15 protein-coding genes are annotated in these 19,215 nt (G+C 72.2%); 4 read left to right on the top strand and 11 right to left on the bottom strand.

All coding sequences use genetic code 11. The annotated features are described in order from the left end of the window. Nucleotides 1–3 precede the first annotated feature (3 nt). Nucleotides 4–1,476 carry a helix-turn-helix domain-containing protein gene (locus AIIKEEIJ_RS17695; RefSeq protein ID WP_161996256.1) on the bottom strand — a complete coding sequence of 491 codons (1,473 nt, stop codon included), beginning with the start codon at nt 1,474–1,476 and terminating at the stop codon, nt 4–6. Nucleotides 1,477–1,618: 142 nt separating this feature from the next. Here AIIKEEIJ_RS17695 and AIIKEEIJ_RS17690 point away from each other — a divergent pair, with 142 nt between their 5' ends. Genes AIIKEEIJ_RS17690 through AIIKEEIJ_RS17680 form a run of 3 tightly spaced genes read left to right on the top strand, consistent with a single transcriptional unit; the run spans nt 1,619 to nt 6,514 of the window. Further along, nucleotides 1,619–2,989, top strand: a complete 1,371-nt coding sequence (locus AIIKEEIJ_RS17690; protein ID WP_029546638.1) for an 8-oxoguanine deaminase — start codon at nt 1,619–1,621, stop codon at nt 2,987–2,989. Nucleotides 2,990–2,993: 4 nt separating this feature from the next. Further along, entirely contained in the window at nt 2,994–3,803 is an 810-nt protein-coding gene (locus AIIKEEIJ_RS17685) for an FAD binding domain-containing protein (RefSeq protein WP_161996255.1), read from the top strand. Continuing rightward, nucleotides 3,800–6,514 (top strand): molybdopterin cofactor-binding domain-containing protein, encoded by a 2,715-nt coding sequence (locus tag AIIKEEIJ_RS17680; protein ID WP_161996254.1) that lies wholly within the window; start codon nt 3,800–3,802, stop codon nt 6,512–6,514. The genes AIIKEEIJ_RS17685 and AIIKEEIJ_RS17680 overlap by 4 nt, the downstream gene beginning before the upstream one ends. A 109-nt stretch (nt 6,515–6,623) precedes the next feature. Here the strand turns inward: AIIKEEIJ_RS17680 and AIIKEEIJ_RS17675 are convergent, their stop codons facing one another. From AIIKEEIJ_RS17675 to AIIKEEIJ_RS17660, 4 genes are read right to left on the bottom strand one after another with little or no spacing between them, the layout of a single operon-like run. Then, nucleotides 6,624–7,301, bottom strand: coding sequence for an SRPBCC family protein (locus tag AIIKEEIJ_RS17675; RefSeq protein ID WP_006944129.1), 678 nt, complete (start codon nt 7,299–7,301; stop codon nt 6,624–6,626). 20 nt (nt 7,302–7,321) lie between these two features. Next, on the bottom strand, nt 7,322–8,179 hold the full coding sequence (locus AIIKEEIJ_RS17670; RefSeq protein ID WP_043796811.1) for an FAD binding domain-containing protein: 858 nt from the start codon (nt 8,177–8,179) through the stop codon (nt 7,322–7,324). Next, nucleotides 8,176–10,563, bottom strand: a complete 2,388-nt coding sequence (locus tag AIIKEEIJ_RS17665; RefSeq protein ID WP_006944122.1) for a xanthine dehydrogenase family protein molybdopterin-binding subunit — start codon at nt 10,561–10,563, stop codon at nt 8,176–8,178. The genes AIIKEEIJ_RS17670 and AIIKEEIJ_RS17665 overlap by 4 nt, the downstream gene beginning before the upstream one ends. Beyond that, nucleotides 10,560–11,066, bottom strand: a complete 507-nt coding sequence (locus AIIKEEIJ_RS17660) for a (2Fe-2S)-binding protein (protein ID WP_006944121.1) — start codon at nt 11,064–11,066, stop codon at nt 10,560–10,562. The genes AIIKEEIJ_RS17665 and AIIKEEIJ_RS17660 overlap by 4 nt, the downstream gene beginning before the upstream one ends. A gap of 215 nt (nt 11,067–11,281) precedes the next feature. Here AIIKEEIJ_RS17660 and AIIKEEIJ_RS17655 point away from each other — a divergent pair, with 215 nt between their 5' ends. Next, entirely contained in the window at nt 11,282–12,748 is a 1,467-nt protein-coding gene (locus tag AIIKEEIJ_RS17655) for an ornithine decarboxylase (RefSeq protein WP_161996253.1), read from the top strand. A 22-nt stretch (nt 12,749–12,770) separates the two neighbouring features. Here AIIKEEIJ_RS17655 and AIIKEEIJ_RS17650 read toward each other — a convergent pair whose 3' ends face one another. From AIIKEEIJ_RS17650 to AIIKEEIJ_RS17625, 6 genes are all read right to left on the bottom strand, one after another. After that, nucleotides 12,771–13,910: an XdhC family protein gene (locus AIIKEEIJ_RS17650; RefSeq protein ID WP_161996252.1), complete on the bottom strand. Its 1,140-nt coding sequence runs from the start codon at nt 13,908–13,910 to the stop codon at nt 12,771–12,773. Further along, complete coding sequence (locus tag AIIKEEIJ_RS17645; protein ID WP_161996251.1) at nt 13,903–15,018, bottom strand: vWA domain-containing protein; 1,116 nt, start codon at nt 15,016–15,018, stop codon at nt 13,903–13,905. Before AIIKEEIJ_RS17645 ends, AIIKEEIJ_RS17650 begins: the two co-directional genes overlap by 8 nt. A gap of 8 nt (nt 15,019–15,026) precedes the next feature. Beyond that, nucleotides 15,027–15,917: an AAA family ATPase gene (locus AIIKEEIJ_RS17640; RefSeq protein ID WP_161996250.1), complete on the bottom strand. Its 891-nt coding sequence runs from the start codon at nt 15,915–15,917 to the stop codon at nt 15,027–15,029. Between the two features lie 9 nt (nt 15,918–15,926). Then, on the bottom strand, nt 15,927–16,697 hold the full coding sequence (locus AIIKEEIJ_RS17635) for an alpha/beta fold hydrolase (RefSeq protein WP_006944115.1): 771 nt from the start codon (nt 16,695–16,697) through the stop codon (nt 15,927–15,929). Next, nucleotides 16,694–17,794 carry an isopenicillin N synthase family dioxygenase gene (locus tag AIIKEEIJ_RS17630; protein WP_373566453.1) on the bottom strand — a complete coding sequence of 367 codons (1,101 nt, stop codon included), beginning with the start codon at nt 17,792–17,794 and terminating at the stop codon, nt 16,694–16,696. The genes AIIKEEIJ_RS17635 and AIIKEEIJ_RS17630 overlap by 4 nt, the downstream gene beginning before the upstream one ends. Then, nucleotides 17,730–19,215, bottom strand: a 1,486-nt coding sequence (locus AIIKEEIJ_RS17625; RefSeq protein WP_238406455.1) for a nucleobase:cation symporter-2 family protein, incomplete at its 5' end; no start/stop codon positions are given. The genes AIIKEEIJ_RS17625 and AIIKEEIJ_RS17630, both read right to left, overlap by 65 nt.

Here is a 19,215-nt window from a genome sequence, read left to right as displayed (position 1 = left end):
CTCTCATGCCAGGGCGCGCACGGCGAGGTACACATCGAGCCGGTCGCCGATGCGTCCGAGGTCGCGGCCGGTGAGTGCCTCGACGCGGCCGATCCGGTAGCGGACCGTGTTCAGGTGCACGTGCAGTCGGTCCGCCGTGCGGCGCCAGGAGCCGTCGCAGTCGAGGAACGCCTCGAGGGTGGCGAGCAGCCCGGCGTCGGTGCGCCGGTCGTGCTCGAGCACGGGCCCGAGGATGCGCCCGGCGAACGCGCGGCGCAACTGATCGGGAACGGCGGTGAACAACCCGAGCGCGGAATCGAGCTCGGCCGCCCGCACGCACACCGTCCCCGCGTCGCCGCGCGCCGCGGCGACGGCGGCGGCCGCGGAGCGCACCGCGCCGTCAACGGATTCGCCTGTGCCGCAGGCACTGACACCGACGAGTAGGCGAGTCCGGGCCAGCGCGGGAGCGAGGCGCCCCAGGCGCCGCCGCAGCGCGGCAACCACCTCGGACTCGTCGCCGTCGACCAGCGCGACGACGCGCCCGGCGACGTCGACGGTGGTGACGGCGCCGGACAACGCGTCCTGCACGGCGGCCCGCATCGCGGCGCGCTGCTCCGGGGTGCCGGCCGGGGCACGGTCGACCACCACGGCGACCGGTGATCTGCCGCAGTCGATGTCGCCCCCGGGGGGCGTCCGGTCCGCGGCCTCCCACCCGAGCCGGCGGCGTTCCTCCCGCCGCACCCGGTCGAGGGCCGCCACCGCGGCGAGTTCGCCGAAGGCGTCGAGGCACTCCGCGTCCGGGGTGCCGGCGTGCCGGACCACGAGGTACCACGAGCCGATCCGGTCGGCGAGCCCCGAACCGACGGGCAGCACCGTGTATCCCCCCGCCACCTCGGCGGGCAGGCGATCGGCGGTCAGCGCGGTCCTGGTGAGGGCGTCGACATCCTCGTCGGGCAGGGGATCGGCGCCGGCGACGGGCATCCCGGTGGCGGTGAGCAGCCACGCCGACACCCCGAACTCCCGGGCGGTCCGGTCCGTGAGTTCGTCGAGGCTGCACCCGTCGGCGACCGCGGTGAGCAGCCGTCGCTGCCGGGCCAGGCCGGTCTGCAACCGGTCCATCCGCGCCCCGGCCATCCGGCCGGTCATGTACTCGATGACCCGGCTGAACGGCACCTCCTCGGGCACCGAGAGCAGCGGTATCCCGTGCCGGACGCAGGCCTCGACCACGTCGGACGGCACCTGCCCGTGCAGCGCCTCCCCGGCGGCGAGGGCGGAGACCCCGGCGCGGGCGAGCAGCGTGACGAACAGGTCCGCGTCCGCCGCGGTGCGCCGCCAGACGAGGCCGGTGAACACCAACGATCCCGCGCTCACGTAGCGGGTGGGATCGGGCATGTCGGTCGTGCACGCCCGCAGCACCGGCCGGGTGAGCGCATCGGAGTCGCCGTGCAGCAGGCGGATTCCGAGCTCCGGTGCGTCGAGGACATCCTGTAGCAGCACGGCGTTCACCTCCGGGTGACGGGTTTGGACGATCGCACAATACGAAGCCGATATTTCGGTTCCGTTTCGTGTGTGCCGACCGGGATGTTGCGGTTTCCGGGGCGTTGACTGGGAGCGGCGACGAGCGTGAGGAGCAACGCCGATGCAGCCGAACACCACCCGGCCGATCGTGATCCAGGGCGCGCACGTGGTGACGATGGACGCCGGACGGGCCGAGTACCGGCGCGGGCACGTCGTCGTCGAGGGCAACCGGATCGTCGCCGTGGGCGCCGGCGAGCCGCGCGGCTACGCCGACGCCACCCTCGTGGACGGCACCGGCTGTGTGCTGACGCCCGGCCTGGTGAACACCCACCACCACCTGTACCAGTGGATCACCCGAGGCCTCGCCGTCGACCACACCCTCTTCGAGTGGCTGACGACGCTGTACCCCGTCTGGGGCGGGATCGACGCCGACGCCGTGCACGTCGCGGCGAAGGGCGCCCTCGCCCACCTCGTCCGCACCGGCTGCACCACCAGCACCGACCACCACTACGTGGTCCCGCGCGACGGCGGCGACGTCTTCGGTGCGGAGATCGCCGCGGCCGCGGACGTCGGCGTCCGGTTCCACCCGTGCCGCGGATCCATGGACCTCGGCGCGAGCGCGGGCGGCCTGCCGCCGGACCACGTCGTCGAGGACCTCGACACCATCCTCGTCGAGAGCCAACGGGCCGTGGAGAGGTGGCACGATCCGTCGTTCGGGTCCATGCTGCGGATCGCGCTCGCACCGTGCTCGCCGTTCTCGGTGAGCACGGAGTTGCTGAAGCAGTCCGCGGTGCTCGCCCGCGATCTGGGGGTTCGGCTGCACACCCACCTCGCGGAGACCCTCGACGAGCAGGACTTCTGTATGGAGCGGTTCGGCTGCAATCCGGTGCAGTACATGGAGTCGCTCGACTGGACGGGCCCCGACGTCTGGTACGCGCATGCCGTGCACCTGGACGACCGCGACATCGGGGTGCTCGCCGCCTCGGGCACGGGCGCGGCGCACTGCCCGACGTCCAACGCCCGCCTCGGTGCCGGCATCGCCCGCGCCGCCGACCTGTACGCGGCGGGGGTACCGCTCGGTCTCGGGGTCGACGGGGCGGCGAGCAACGAGTCGTGCTGCATGCTCGAGGAGGCCCACCACGCCGCGCTGTTCGCCCGGGCCCGCAGCGGGCCGCGCGCGATGACGGTCCGGCAGAGCCTGGAACTGGCGACCGTCGGCGGGGCGCGGGTCCTCGGCCGGGAGAACGAGATCGGCTCCCTGGAGGTCGGCAAGCTCGCCGACCTCGCGCTGTGGCGGATCGACACGCTCGCCCATGCGGGCATCACCGATCCCGTCGCCGCGCTCGTGCTCGGCTCCCCGCCGCCGCTCGAGCTGCTGCTGATCGACGGTCGCGAGGTGGTGCGCCGCGACGAGGTGCGCACCGTCGACGAGACGTCGGTGGCCGCGGAGGTTGCCGCCGCGCACGACGCCCTGGTGGCGAAGGCGGGGTGAGCGCATGGACCTGCACACCGTGACCGCATACGACATAGCCCGTACCCGAGAGGATCTCGTCGCCGATGCTGCTACGGCGTTCGTCGGCGGCGGGACGTGGCTGTTCTCCGAGCCGCAGCCGCACCTGCGCCGGCTGCTGGACCTGTCCGGGCTGCGCTGGCCCGCGCTGACCGTCACCGACGCCGGTCTCGAGATCGCGGCCACCTGCACCGTGGAACGCCTCGCCGCGCTGTCGGGCACCGAAACATGGCCGAGCGCAGCGTTGTTCCATCAGTGCGCGGCGGCACTGCTCGCCTCGTGGAAGATCTGGAAGCGCGCCACCGTCGGCGGCAATGTCTGCCTCGCGTTCCCGGCGGGGGCGATGATCTCGCTGTCGACGGCGCTCGACGCCACCGCCCTGATCTGGGCGCCGGACGGCGCGGAGCGCCGGATTCCGGTGCAGCAGTTCGTTACCGGAAACGGCACGAATCTGCTCGGGCCGGGCGAGGTGCTGCGCAGCGTGCACGTCCCCGCAGCCGCGCTGGCGTCGCGCACCGCGTTCCGCAAGATCGCGCTCGCCCCACTCGGCCGCTCCGGCGCGGTGGTGATCGGCCGCGTCGGCCCCGACGGCGCCTTCACGCTGTCGGTGACCGCCGCGACCGTGCGGCCCTACGTGTTCCGATTCCCCGAGCCACCCACGCCCGGCGAACTCGCCGACGCGCTGCGTACCGGTGTGCCGGCCGACGCGTACTTCACCGACGCACACGGCGCCGCCGACTGGCGCCGCGCCGTCACCGCCGTCCTGGCCGACGAGATCCGGGAGGAACTGTCGTGAGGTTCACCGTCAACGGCCGCGAACTCGACGCCGACCCCCGGCCGGGACAGTGCCTGCGCACGCTGCTGCGCGAGCACGCCCACTTCGAGGTCAAGAAGGGCTGCGACGCCGGCGACTGCGGCGCCTGCTCGGTCCTCGTCGACGGAGAGGCGGTGCACTCGTGCGTCTTTCCCGCCGTGCGTGCCGAGGGCCACTCCGTGACTACCGTCGCCGGCCTCGGCACCGGTGACGATCTGCATCCGCTGCAGCAGCGGTTCGTCGACGCCGCCGGGTTCCAGTGCGGATTCTGCACGGCCGGAATGATCGTCACCGCCGCCACCCTGACCGACGACGATCTGACGGACCTGCCGAACCGGCTCAAGGGGAACCTGTGCCGGTGCACCGGCTACCGGTCCGTCGACGACGCGCTGCGCGGCGTCACCAACGTGGAGGCGCCTGCGCCCGGGCCCTCCTGCGGGCGGTCCCTGCGTGCCCCGGCCGCCGCGCGGGTGGTGACCGGCGCCGAGCCCTACACCTTCGACACCACCGTCGCCGGTGCGCTGCACGTCGCCGTGCTCGGCAGCCCGCACGCCCACGCACGGATCGTCTCGATCGACACCACCGCCGCCGAGGCACTGCCCGGCGTGCACGCGGTGCTCTGTCACCGCGACGCCCCGGCCGTCGCGTACTCCACGGCCCGCCACGAACACCGGGACGACGACCCCGACGACACCGTGCTGTTCGACCGGATCCTGCGCCACTACGGGCAGCGGGTCGCGGCCGTCGTCGCCGAGACCCCGGCGCTCGCGCAGGAGGGATGTCGCCTGCTCGCCGTCGAATACGAGGTGCTGCCGTACGTCCTGGACCCGGACGAGGCGCGCCGGCCCGGCGCTCCGCTGCTGCACGCGGACAAGGGACCCGAGAACCGCATCGCCGATCCGTCGCGCAACCTCGTCGCCGAACTGCACGGCGAGGTCGGTGACGTCGACGCCGGCGTTGCCGCGGCCGCCGCCGTCGTGCGCGGCCGATGGCAGACGCAGCGCGTGCAGCACACCCACCTCGAGACCCACGGCGCCATCGGGTGGATCGACGGCAGCGGTGATCTCGCGACCGGGGGCCGCCTGGTGATCCGCAGTTCCACGCAGGTGCCGTTCCTCGTCCGCGACGAGCTGTGCCACATCTTCGGTCTCGACCGCGATCGGGTACGGGTGTTCGCCGCGCGCGTCGGCGGCGGCTTCGGCGCCAAACAGGAGATGCTCGCCGAGGACGTCGTCGCGGCGGCCGTCCTGCGCACCGGACGCCCGGTGCAGTGGGAGTTCACCCGCACCGATCAGCTCACCGTCGCGCCGTGCCGGCATCCGATGCGCGTGGACGTTACGGTCGCGGCCGGCGCCGACGGCGTCCTCACCGCCCTGGCGATCGATGTGCTCTCCGACGCGGGCGCCTACGGAAACCATTCGGCGGGAGTGATGTTCCACGGATGCGGCGAATCTGTCGAGGTGTACCGGTGCCCGAACAAGCGGGTCGACGCCCAGGCCGTGTACACCAACAACCGTCCCTCCGGCGCGTTCCGCGGTTACGGGCTGGGGCAGATCGTCTTCGCAATCGAGTCGGCGATGGACGAGCTCGCCGTCGAACTCGGCATGGACCCGTACGAGTTGCGGCGGCGCAACGTCGTCGTGCCCGGCGACGACCTGGTGGGCGCGCACCCGGAGGGCGGCGATCTGATCTTCGGCAGCTACGGGCTGGACCAGTGCCTGGACCTGGTGCAGGACGCGATGCGCCGAGGCGGTGCCGGGGAACCGGCCGGGCCGCAGTGGCGCGTCGGTGAGGGCATGGCCCTGGCGATGATCGCGTCGAACCCGCCGGGCGGGCACGTCGCCGACACGTCCGTCGAACTGCTGCGCGACGGCACCTATCTCGCGCGGGTCGGCACCGCCGAGTTCGGCAACGGCACCACCACCGTGCACACCCAGGTCGCCGCCACCGAGCTGGCCACCCACCCCGACCGCATCCGGATCCGCCAGTCCGACACCGACGTCACCACCCACGACACCGGTGCGTACGGATCGTCGGGGACGGTCGTCGCCGCCAAGGCCCTGCTCGCCGCCGCGCGGGAACTGCGCCGGCGGATGGTCAAACTCGCCGGACAGATCACCGGCACCGACCCCGACGACGCGGTGCCCGAGGCGGACGGGGTGCGTGCGGGCGGCCGCCTCGTCAGCCCCGGCGAACTGCTCGACGCGGCCGGCGGCACGCTGCGGGCCGAGGGCAGCCACGGCGGCCTGCCCCGCTCGTTGTCGTTCAACGTGCAGGCCTTCCGCGTCGCCGTCGACGTGCGCACCGGCGAGCTGCGGATCCTGCAGTCGGTGCAGGCCGCCGACGCCGGCGTCGTGGTCAACCCCGAGCAGTGCCGCGGCCAGGTGGAGGGCGGCGCCGCCCAGGCGATCGGGGTCGCGCTGTACGAGGAACTCGTCACCGACGACACCGGCCGCGTCGTCACCGATGCGCTGCGGAACTACCACATTCCGCAGTACGCCGACCTGCCCCGCACCGAGGTGTATTTCGCCGACACCTACGACGCGCTCGGCCCGATGGGCGCGAAGTCGATGAGCGAGGCGCCCTTCAACCCGGTGGCGCCCGCGCTGGCGAACGCGGTGCGCCGCGCGATCGGGGTCCGGCCGCACGAGCTGCCGCTCTCCCGCGACCGGATCTGGCGGCTGCTGCAGTGATCGGGGCCGGTTCCGTCGGCCCGCCCGTGCCGAGCGAATGTATCGCTCACTCGATCAGGCCGACGGAACGATACATTCGCTCGAGGAGGGGAGGGGCGAACAGGCGGTCTCAGGGGTGGCGGCGCCGCAGCAGCAGGTAGACGATCAGGGCCACCAGCGCCGACACGGCCACTGCCGGGCCGACGCGCTTGAGCACGGACCCGCGGGCGTACTGCATCAGGTCCAGCGGCGCGGCCTCGGTGGGCTGTGGTGCCGCCGTCACCGGCACGGCCGGGGTCACCTCCGGGGCCCCGCCCGCCGGGGGTGGGGGCGCGGCGGCCTCCGGCGTCGGCACCGGGGCGGGCGGGCCACCGAGCTTGTCCGCCAGGCACGCCGTGAACTGCTCGATGATCTTGCCGCCGACGTCGGAGATCATGCCCCGCCCGAACTGGGCGGGCTTGCCGGTGATGGACAGGTCGGTCACGACGGTGCCCTCGGTGCGGTCGCCGTCGCCGACGAGGGTGATCGTGAACGTCGCGTTCACGGTGCCGTTGCCGCGCGAGTCCTTCGCGGCGGCCTCCATGACCGCGCGGCGGGCCTGCTCGTCGGTCTCGACGAACTCCCCGGTGCCCTTGTACAGCAGCTGTACCGGTCCCATCTTGATCTTCACCGTGCCGGTGAAGGTGTTGCCGTCGACGCCGGTGAGGGTGGCGCCGGGCATGCAGGGTGCCACCTTCTCGGGGTCGAGCAGTGCCGTCCACACCTCGTCGATGGGTGCCGGCACGGACATGTGGTGTTCGAGTTGCATGGTTCGTCTCCAGTGTGTGCTCAGGCGACGTCCGCTGCCGTCGCCACGGCACGGCGCGTGAGCACCCGCGCGAGCTGGCGGCGGTAGTCGGCGTCGGCGTTGCCGTCGCTCATGGGTGAGGTGCCCTCGGTGGCCTGCTCGGCGGCGGCGCGGACGGTGTCCGCCGTCGCGGGCTGCCCGACGAGGGCCTGCTCGACGGCGTGCGCCCGCACGGGCACGGCCGCCATGTTCGTCAGCGCCACCCGGGCCTGACGGATCGTGCCGCCGTCCGTCTGCACGGTGGCGGCGACCGCGACGATCGACCAGGCGTGGGCCACCCGGTTGAACTTCTCGTACCGCGCCGCCCATCCCGTGAGCTTGGGGATCCGCACCTCGACGAGGATCTCCTCGGGCTGCAGGGTGGTGGTGAAGTAGTCGTCGAAGAACTCCGCGACGGGGATGCTGCGCCGCCCCGACGGTCCGGCCGCGACGAGGGTGGCCTCGAGGGCGAGCACCGGCGCGCCGAGATCCCCGGCCGGATCGGCGTGGGCCAGGGCCCCGCCGAGGGTGCCGCGGTGCCGGATCTGCGGGTCGGCCACCGTGCTCGTGGCTTCGGCGAGCAGCCGCGCGTGTTCACGCACGAGCGGATCGTGGATCACGTCGTGGTGGGTGGTCATCGCGCCGATCACGAGGTCGCCGCCGTCCTCGCGCACCCCCCGCAGGTCGGGGACGCGCCCGAGGTCGACGAGCGTGGTGGGGGCGGCCAACCGCAGCCGCAGCACCGGCATCAGGCTCTGCCCGCCGGCGATGATCTTGGCGTCCTCCCCGGCCGCGGCCAGCGCGGCGACGGCCTCGTCGATGGTGGTGGGCGCGACGTAGTCGAACGTCGACGGAATCATCGGGCGCCTCCCTGAGCCGATTGCCGAGCTGATTCGACGGCGTGCCACACCCGCATCGGGGTGCACGGCATCTCGATGTCCCGCACGCCGAGGTGGCGCACGGCGTCGAGGACGGCGTTGACCACCGCCGGCGTGGAGGCGATCGTGCCGGACTCGCCGACCCCCTTGACGCCCAGCGGGTTTCCGGTGGCGGGGGTCTCGGTGCGGTCGGTGGTGAACGTCGGCAGGTCCGCGGCCGACGGCAGCAGGTACTCGGCGAACGAACCGCTGAGCAGGGTGCCGGACTCGTCGTGGACGGCCTCCTCGTACAGGGCCTGCGCGATGCCCTGGGCGAGGCCGCCGTGCACCTGCCCCTCCACGATGAGCGGGTTCACGACGTGCCCGACGTCGTCGACGCACACGTACGAGCGGATGCGCACCTGCCCGGTCTCGGTGTCCACCTCGGCGGCGCACAGGTGCGTGCCGTGCGGGAACGAAAAGTTGTCCGGGTCGTAGGTGGCCTCGGAATCCAGGTTCGGCTCGATGCCTTCGGGCAGGTCGGCCGCGGTGAACACCGCGAGCGCGATGTCGCTCATGCCCACGGCCTTCTCGGTACCCCGGACCCGGAACCGGCCCTCGGCGAACTCGAGGTCGTCCTCCGAGCACTCCATCATGTGCGCCGCGATCGGGCGGGCCTTCGCGATCACCTTCTCCGCGGCCTTGACCACGGCCATACCGCCGACGGCGAGGGACCGGGATCCATAGGTGTCCAACCCCTTCGGCGAGGTCTGCGTGTCGCCGTGCAGCACCTCGATGTCCTCGAACGGCACTCCGAGCCGGTCGGCGACGATCTGGCTCCACGCCGTCTCGTGGCCCTGCCCGTGCGACGACGAACCGGTGACCACCTCCACCCGGCCGGTGGGCAGCATGCGGATCGCGGCGTGCTCCCAGCCGCCCGCCCCGTAGTTGAGCGAGCCGAGTACCCGCGACGGCGCCAGGCCGCACATCTCGGTGAAGGTCGACACCCCGATGCCGAGCTGGACCGGGTCCTGCCGGCGGCGGCGTTCCTCCTGCTCGCGGCGCAACTCGTCGTACCGGAACAGATCGCGGGCCTTCGCGGTGGCCGCCTCGTAGTTGCCCGAGTCGTACGTCAGGCCCGCGACGGTGTCGAACGGGAACTCCTCGTGCCGGATCCAGTTCTTGGCGCGCAGCTCGAGCGGATCCATCGACAGCTCGGCGGCGAGCTCGTCCATGATCCGTTCGATCCCGAACGTCGCCTCCGGCCGGCCCGCCCCGCGGTAGGCGTCGGTGGGCACCTTGTTGGTGAACACGTTGGTGCACGAGAAGTGGTAGGCGCCGAACTTGTAGATGCCGTTGAACATGAACGCGCCCAGGATCGGTACGCCCGGGGTGACGAGCCTCAGGTAGGCGCCCATGTCGGCGAGCAGCTCGACCTTCAGGCCGACGACGGTGCCGTCGCGGCGCGCGGCGAGGGTGAGCTTCTGGATCTGGTCGCGGCCGTGATGCGCCGCGACCATCGACTCGCTGCGGGTCTCGGTGTACTTGACCGGTTTCCCGAGCCGGCGCGCGACGAGCAGTGCGAGCAGTTCCTCCGGGGTCACCTGCAGCTTGCCGCCGAAACCACCGCCGACGTCCGGTGCGATCACCCGCAGCTTGTGCTCGGGGACGCCCAGCGTCATCGCCAGCATGATCTTGAGGATGTGCGGGATCTGCGTGGCCGACCACACGGTGATCTGCGGCCCGGTCGGGTCGACGACGACGGAGCGCGGTTCCATGAACGCCGGGATGAGCCGCTGCTGCCGGAACGTGCGCTCGACGACGACCTCGGCGTCGCGGATGGCCTGCTCGACGTCGCCGCCGGTGCCGGCCTCGGCGGAGTCGAACGTCCAGGTGGCGCTGACGTTGGTGCCGAGGTCCGGGTGCACGAGGTCGGCGCCGTCGCGGGCGGCGGTCGCCAGGTCGAGGACCACGGGCAGCTCATCGTAGTCCACGTCGATCGCCTCGAGGGCGTCGTGGGCCTCGTAGGCGCTGCGCGCGACGACGAGGGCGACGGCCTCCCCGGCGAAGTTGACCGTGTCGACGGCCAGGGACGGCGCGGGCGGGATCTTCATATCGGGGGTGATCACCCACGCGCACGGCAGGCTGCCCTGCTCCGGCGAGGCGTCCGCGCCGGTGAGCACCGCCACCACGCCGGGTCTCTGCCGTGCTTCCGACGTGTCGATCGAGGTGATGCGGGCGTGGGCGAACGGGCTGCGCAGGATCGCCATGTGCAGCATCCCGGGGAGGACGAGGTTGTCGGTCCAGCGGGTGCGCCCGGTGACGAGGTGCTCGTCCTCCTTGCGCCGCCGCGACTGGCCGATCTCGGGTTCGACGGTGCTGGTCATCGCCCGCCTCCTGCCGTCGTGTTGTCCGTCTGCAGTTCGGCGGCCCGGGCCTTCTGCGCCGCGTCCAGCGCCGCCCGCACGATGTTCTGATAGCCGGTGCAGCGGCACAGGTTGCCCTCGAGACCCAGCCGCACCTCGTGCTCGTCGGGATCGGGGTTCTCCTCGAGCAGGTCGATCGTCGACATGATCATGCCGGGCGTGCAGTAGCCGCACTGCAGTGCGTGGTTGTCGTGGAATGCCTGCTGGACGGGGTGCAGCACGCCGTCGCGGGACAGGCCTTCGACGGTCGTGACCTCCGCACCGTCGGCCTGCACGGCGAGCACCGAGCAGGATTTGACGCTGCGGCCGTCGAGGTGCACGGTGCAGGCACCGCAGTTGCTGGTGTCGCAGCCCACCACGGTGCCGACCTTGCCGAGCCGGTCGCGCAGATAGTGCACGAGCAGCAGCCTCGGTTCCACCTCGTCCGTGTAGGTCGTCCCGTCGACGGTGACAGTGATGCGCATCGGGCCTCCAATGCCGGGAACATCCGGGATCCAAGATCGTCGAGAAGTGTTCACTGACACTGTGCTCCAACGATGACCACCGAATACGCCGATTCGCCGAATCGGTGGCGGAACAACCTCGTTCCCGCGTGGGTGGCGGCGGGACGGGGGATCCGACTCGCGAAGCCGACCCGCGGCAGGGCATTTTCGGTCCGCGTGCGGGGTACCCCCCGGGCATGGATCAGTCCGAAACTCCCCTGCTGGATGCACTGGATCAGTACCACCGGCTCGACCGTTACGGCTTCTCCCCGCCCGGCCACCGCCAAGGACGCGGTGCCGACCCGCGGGTGAAGAAGGTCCTCGGGCTCGACACGTTCCGCTCGGACGTGCTCGCCTCGGGCGGCCTCGACGACCGGAAGTCGGGCAACGGCTACCTGTCGCGGGCCGAGCAGCTCATGGCCGAGGCGGTCGGAGCGGAGCAGGCGTTCTTCTCCACCTGCGGCAGCTCCCTGTCGGTGAAGGCCGCGATGATGGCGGTGGCGGGCAACGATCCGGGGGGACTGCTCGTCGGCCGGGACTCGCACAAGTCGATCGTCGCCGGGCTGATCTTCAGCGGCGTCACGCCCCGCTGGATCACCCCCCGATGGGACGAGGAGATGCACTTCTCCCATCCGCCGTCGCCGGACCAGGTGCGCGCGACGTGGGAGAAGTACCCGGATGCGGCCGGCGCGCTGATCGTCAGCCCGAGCCCCTACGGCACGTGCGCGGACCTCGAGGGCATCGCGAAGGTCTGCCACGAGCGGGGCAAGCCCCTCATCGTCGACGAGGCGTGGGGCGCGCACCTGCCGTTCCACGACGACCTGCCCACCTGGGCCATGGACGCCGGCGCCGACATCTGCGTGGTCAGCGTCCACAAGATGGGTGCCGGATTCGAGCAAGGATCGGTGTACCACCTACAAGGCGACCTGGTGGACGGGGCGCACCTGTCGGCCTGTGCCGACCTGCTGATGACCACGAGCCCGAACGTGATGATCTACTCGGCCATCGACGGGTGGCGCCGGCAGATGGTCGAGCACGGCGCCGAGTTGCTCGGTGACGCACTGCAGCTGGCTCGGCGTACCCGCGACCGGATCGCCGCGATCGACGGGCCGACCGTCCTCGAGGACCGGTTGCTCGGCGAGGAGGCCTCGCACGATCTCGATCGGCTGCAGATCCTCCTGGACGTGAGCGAACTCGGCGTCTCCGGCTATCAGTGCAGCGACTGGCTGCGCGAGCACTGCCGGCTCGACCTCGGCATGACCGATCACCGGCGCATCCTGGCCACCCTCTCCATGGCGGACGACGAGGGCACCACGGACCGGCTCGTCGCGGCGCTCGAGTCGCTGTCGCAGGCCGCGGAGTCGTTCGATCCGCCGCCGAAGATGTATCTGCCGAGCCCCGGCGAGCTGCAGCTCGACTCGGTGATGTCGCCGCGCGACGCGTTCTTCGGCAGGGCCGAGATGGTCGGCGCGGGCCGGGCCGCCGGGCGCATCGCGGCCGAGCAGATCACCCCCTATCCGCCGGGCATTCCCGCCGTCGTGCCGGGTGAGCGGCTCGACGACGCCGTCGTCGACTACCTGCGCAGCGGCGTGAACGCCGGGATGGTGATTCCCGACGCGACCGACACCTCGCTCGAGAAGTTCCGGGTCGTCGCCGAGGGCTGAGTGCGGCCGCCCCGGGCAGCTCCTACTGCCCGGGAACCGCGCTGTCCTCGTGGGCGTGGATCGGGCCCTCGGTGCGGGCGAGGTGCTCACCCCGGCCACCCCATTTCAGCGCGATGATCTCCGCCGCGATCGACACCGCGGTCTCCTCCGGAGTGCGCGCCCCCAGATCCAGGCCGATCGGGGAGCACAGCCGCGCCAGCTCGTCCTCCGTCATCCCCGCTTCGCGCAGGCGCGCCAACCGGTCCTCGTGCGTCCGCCGCGACCCCATGGCACCGACGTACGCCAGGTCGAGCCGCAATGCCACCTCGAGCAGCGGCACGTCGAACTTCGGGTCGTGGGTGAGCACCGTGACGACCGTGCGCGAGTCGACGCGCCCCGCGGCCGCCTCGGCGGCGAGGTAGCGGTGCGGCCAGTCCACGACCACCTCGTCGGCGGCCGGGAACCGGGCGGCGGTGGTGAACACGCCCCGCGCGTCGCACACCGTCACGCGGTAGCCGAGGAACGCGCCGAGCTGTGCCATGGCGGCCGCGAAGTCGATGGCGCCGAACACCAGCAACCGCGGCGGCGGCTGGAACGAGTGGACGAACACCGACATGCCCTCGCCGCGGCGCTGCCCGTCCGGCCCGTAGTGCAGCGTCGCGGTCCGGCCCGCGGCGAGCAGACCCCGCGTGTCGTCGGCGACGGCGTCGTCCGCCCGCGCCGACCCCAGCGCCCCGTGCGCGCGATTCGGCCACACCGCCATGCGCCGACCAACCCACGCCGGATCGGGATGCTCGGTGACGGTGGCGACCGCGACGGGTTCCCCGGCCCGCACCGACGCGACGACCTCGCCCAGCTCGGGGAATCCGGCGACGTCCACCCGTTCGACGAACACGTCGATGATGCCGCCGCAGGTGAGCCCGACGGCGAAGGCGTCGTCGTCGGACACGCCGTACCGCTGCAACACGGGCACACCGTCCTCGATCACCTGCTGGGCGAGCTCGTACACGGCGCCCTCCACGCAACCGCCGGAGACGCTGCCGGTCACGGTGCCGTCGCCGGCGACGAGCATCGCCGCGCCCGGTGCGCGCGGCGCGGAACGGAACGTCGAGACCACGGTTCCCAAGGCGACGGTGTCGCCGGCCCGGTAGCGACGGTCGAGTTCGTCGAGAACCTCACGCACGGTGGACCTCCTCCAGCAGTTCCTGCAGCGTCGCGAGGCTGTGCCCGGCGAGCAGACGGTCGAGATGCGGCAGGGCGGCCGCGATGCCGGACTGCACCGGCTCGTACCCGGCCGCCCCGGCGTGCGGGTTGACCCACAGCACGGCGCGGGCGAGGCGGCGCAGCTGGGCGAGCTGCTCGGCGAGCAGGCCGGGATCGCCGCGTTCCCAGCCGTCCGAGAAGATCACCACGACGGCACCGCGCGCGAGCCCACGACGGCCCCACCGGTCCAGGAACGCCCGCAGGGTCTCGCCGAGCCGGGTGCCGCCCGCCCAGTCGGGGACTGCCCGGCCCGCCGCGGCGAGGGCGAGTTCCGGGTCGCGGGCCCGCAGCGCGCGCGACAGCCGCGTCAGGCGTGTGCCGAGGGAGAACACCTCGGTGTGGGCGGGATCGGCGCGGGTCACCACGTGCGCGAACCGCAGCAGTGCGTCCGCGTAGGGGCTCATCGATCCGGAGACGTCGAGCAGCAGTACCACCCGGCGCGCACGGGTCGCCTTGCCGTGCCGGCTGGGCCGGACGGGCTCGCCCCCGGCCGCGAGCATCCGGCGCACCGTGCGGCGCGGGTCGATGCGGCCCCGGCGCGACGGGCGCAGCCGCATCGCCGGGCGGGTGGGCGGTCGCGGATGCAGCGTGGCGATCAGCTCGGCGAGGTGCGCCCGCTCGGCGTCGGACAGTTCCGCGATGTCGCGCCGGCGGAGCACGTCGGCGTCGTCCGCGGCGACCCGCAGTTCCGGACCCTCCCCGGCGGTCTCGTCACCCCCCGCGGATGTGAGTCCGGCGATGCGGGCCCGACGCGGGGTGCGGGTCTGCGGCGACGTCACGCCGGGTGCCGTTCCCCCGAACCAGCTTTCGAACGCGAGGTCGTAGCGGGGGATGTCGTCGGGGTCGTGGCACAGGGTGGCACGTCCGGTCCAGTACACCTGCCGGCGGTCGCCGAGGTCGATCTCGCGCAGGGCGCGCACGTAGGCCTCGGCGGCGTCCGAGGCGACGGGCAGGCCGGCCGCGGCGAGGGCGCGGGTGAACCCGGCGATCCCGACGAGGGGACCTCCGACGTCCGCGGCCGTCGTCATCGCGGGCCTCACCCCGTCAGGAGCCGGTCGAGCCCGGTGCGGACCACCCGGTCGAGGTCCTCCCGGTACTTGAGGACGGCGCCCAGCGTCGCGGCCGCGGTCGTCGCGTCGAGCATGTCGCGGTCGAGTTCGCGCAGCGCTCGGGCCCAGTCCAGCGACTCGGCGACGCCGGGCGGCTTGAGCAGATCCATCCCGCGCATGGTCTGCACCGCGTGGGCGACCTGCTCCGCGAGGTGTTCGGCGATGCCCGGGATGCGGCGGCGCAGGATCTCCACCTCCCGCGCGAGGTCGGGATGTTCGAGCCAGTGGTACAGGCAGCGGCGTTTGAGGGCGTCGTGCACCTCGCGGGTGCGGTTGGAGGTGAGCACCACCAGCGGCGGCGTCTGCGCCCGCACCTGCCCGAGCTCGGGGATGGTGACGGCGTTCTCGTCCAGCACCTGCAGCAGGAACGCCTCGAACTCGTCGTCGGCCCGGTCGATCTCGTCGACGAGCAGCACGCACGGCGCGTCGGTGAGCGCCTGCAGCAGGGGCCGCGCCAGCAGGAACCGCTCGGTGTACAGCGAGCGTTCCGCCTCCTCGGCCTCCAGGTGGCCGCCGCTCGCGGCCTCGAGGGTGCGCAGGTGCAGCAACTGCCGGGGGAAGTCCCAGTCGTAGAGGGCCTGGGACGCATCGATGCCCTCGTGGCACTGCAACCGGATCAGCGGCAGGGCCAGCGCGTCGGCGAGGGCAATGGCCAGCGATGTCTTGCCGGTGCCGGGTTCCCCCTCGCAGAACAGCGGGCGGCCCATGCGCAGCGCCAGGAAGGCGACCGTTGCGAGGCCGTCGTCGGCGAGATAGCCCGTCGTGTCCAGCGCCCGCGCCAGCTCCTCCGGTGAGCCGATCGCCGCCGATGCCGTCATGCTGCGAGCCTATGGCAGCGCCGCTGCCGTGGCGTCCTTTCGGAGCTCCGGAAGTCCGGAAAGGCACCATTGCCGAATGCCGTCCACCAGCTCGTCGCGGGCCGACAGCTGCGGCGCGTGATCGGTGTCCAGCGTGATCACCCGGGCCCCGGGCACGAGCCGCTGCATCTCGCGCTGGGCGACCAGCGGGACGGTGCGGTCGAGGGTGGCCTCGACGTACAGCCGGGGCACGGTCCCGAACCGCTCCGGTGTCCAGGCCGGCGCCATGAGGCGGGCCGTCTCGAGCTGCGGGACGAGCCGGCGCGCGGCGGCGACGGCGTCGGCCGGGGCGGCTTCGTGGAAGAACACCGCCGCCCCCGCTTCCGGGGGCACCACGGTGCCCCGTCCGTCGGCCGTGGGCCGCAGCCACCGCGAGATCCCGACCGGTGGTGCGAGACCGAGGGCGTCGCACAGCTGCCCGAACCCGGTGCCCGACGGCAGCATCATGCCCGCGACGTACACCACCCCGGCGATACGGTCGGGGAGCTGCTCCGCCACCTGGGTGACGACGATGCCGCCGCCCGAGTGCCCGACGAGGAACACCGGGCCGTCGAGCGTGGTGACGTGCGCGGCGACGTGGCCGGCGACGTCGTCGAGGGTGACGTCGGTCGCGCCCCACGTGCCGGCGCCCGGCAGATCCAGCGCGTGCGGAGTGAACCCCGCGGCGCGCAGCGGACCCAGCACGGTGTCCCACACCCAGGCCCCTGCCCAGGCCCCGTGCACCAGCACGACGTGTGTCACGGCAGGTCCCGCCCCGCGGCGGCGAGCACGCGGGCCGCCTCACGGACGGCGGCGGTGTTGGCCCGGCCCTGCCGCGACCCGGCCAGCTTGGCTCTGATGTGCTCGCGCACGGTGATGGGCTCGTAGCACTCGTCGCCGGCGAACTCGGGGAGCGTGGCGATCACCGCGTCGACGTTGCCGTCGTGGAAGAACGCGGCCGAGCGGCGGCGCACGATGGTGCCGTCGACGATCGGCGGCTTGACGCGGTGCAGTGTCGACATCCAGCGGTCGCCCGTCAGCCGCGCCGTCAGATCTCCGAGGTTGACGAGCAGGCCGCCCTCGATCGGGGCGACGTCGTGCCAGACGCCGTCACCGCCGAGCACCTGTAGTCCGGCGACGCGGTCGGCCCACAGCACGGTCACCAGACCGAAGTCGGTGTGCTCTCCCATGCCGGTGAGTTCGCCGTCGAGCCGGACGGTGCCTTCGGGCAGGGCGTAGTTGTTCATCCGCAGCACGTCGATGGAGTGGTCGGTGAGCGCGTCGAAGAAGTCCGGCTCCCGGCCCAGCGCGTCGGCGAAGATGCGGGTGAGGGTGCGGGCCACCCGCGCGGCGTGCGCCCGGTAATTCTGCACCGCCGCCCGGAATCCGGGCACGTCCGGCCACACGTTGAGACCGTAGTCCTCCTCCGGCAGCGACACTTCGGGGAACGAGCGTGCCTCGGTGCCGATGTTGAACGCCTCGAAGAAGTCGTTCATCCGCCCGGCGGATTCCACCCCGAGGCTCAGGCTCAGCGACTCGCTCTTCGGCGGACTGTAGCCGCGGTTGGCGCCGGCGACGCGGTAGCGGTTCTTCGTCTCGAGCGGGAGGGCGAAGAAATCGTCGAGGGCGGTGGTGAAGTCGTCGAGGATCGTCCCGGGGATGCCGTGACCGAGGATCTGCACGAATCCGACGCGGCTGCAGGCCTCGTCCATCTGTTCGGCGATCCGGAGTCGGTCGGAGTCCCCGCCGCCGGTCACATACGGACCGATGTCGATCGTCGGGACCTCGAAGGGCTCACGCGTGGGCAGGGACAACGGATTCTCCTGTGATCTGGTCGCTTTCGGTTCCGGGGGTGCCATCGGCGGATCGCCGGGCCGCGGCGCCGAGCCTGGTGTGGTTGAACAGCAGGTTGAGCGAGAACGCGGTGATCGCCGCGAGGGTGATGCCACTGCCGAGCAGGATCTGCGCGGCGGACGGGAACTTGTCGAACATGCCTTCCGCGAGTTCGGGGACGAGGCCGATGCCCACGGCGACCGCGGCGATGGTGGTGTTGATCCGGTCGGAGAGGTCCACCTTGCGCAGGGTGTTGATGCCGACGACGGCGACGGTGGCGAACAGGATCAGGCCCACCCCGCCGACGACGGGCTTGGGCAGTGCGGCGACGACCGAGCCGACCTTGGGCAGCGCACCCAGCACGACGAGGATGACGCCGCTGGTGGCGGTGACGTAGCGGCTGTAGACGCGGGTGGTGGCGACGGCACCGACATTCTGCGTGAACACCGTGTCGACGAACGCGTTGAAGATGCCGCCGAAGATGCCGGACAGGCCGTCGCCGGCGAGGCCGCGGGCGATGTCGGATTTGGTGACGGGCTTGCCGGTGATCTCGCTGACGGCGAGCATGCTCGCCGTCGACTCGGCGAACACGACGGCCATCACGATGCTCATGGCGACGACGGCGGTGATCGGGAATTCGGGCCCACCGAAGTGGAAGGGAGTGGGCACACCGAGCCACGCGGAACCGGAGACACCGCCGAGGTCGATCAGGCCCATCGGCAGCGCGGCGACGGTGCCCACGAGCAGGGCGATCAGCACGCCGAGCTGCGTCCAGATCCCGCGGCCGAGGCAGATGAATCCGATGGCGACGGCCATGACCGCCACGGCGAGAGCGATGTTCGCGGGATCGGCGAACGTGGGCGCGGTAGGGTCGGTGCCGACGATGAGCCCACCGGCGACACCGATGAGGGAGATGCCGACGACGGTGAGCACGGCGCCGGTCACGAGCGGTGGGAAGAACTTGATCACCTTCGCGAACGGCCACGCCAAGGCCAGACCGACGATGCCACCGACGAGCATCGACCCGTACACCGCCTGCAGGCCGTATTCCTCGGCGATGAGGATCATCGGGGTCAGCCCGGCGAAGGTGGCGCCGCAGACGATGGGCAGCCGGACGCCGGCGAGTTTGCCGACGCCGAGGCTCTGGATGATCGTGATCAGGCCGGCGATCAGCAGGTCGGCGTTGATGAGCATCGCGACGGTCTCGCGGTCGAGACCCACGGCGGCGCCGAAGACCAGTGGGACGGTGATGCATCCGGTGTACATGATCAGGACGTGCTGGATGCCGAACGCCAACTGCCGCCCGAAGGGCAGTCGGGTCACGTCGACGACCGCGACACCCACCTTCGTCGGCGTACCGGCCTCGGGTCCGGTGATGCTCATGAGCCCACCGACGGCCTGCACGAGCAGGTCGTAGCCCGGCAGTGCCGCTCCGTCCCCGCTCCCG

Source organism: Rhodococcus sp. YH1 (assembly GCF_009939605.1).
Classification (GTDB): domain Bacteria; phylum Actinomycetota; class Actinomycetes; order Mycobacteriales; family Mycobacteriaceae; genus Rhodococcus; species Rhodococcus aetherivorans.
Note: the sequence above shows the minus strand (reverse complement) of the source record. Positions and strands in the feature narration are given on the sequence as shown.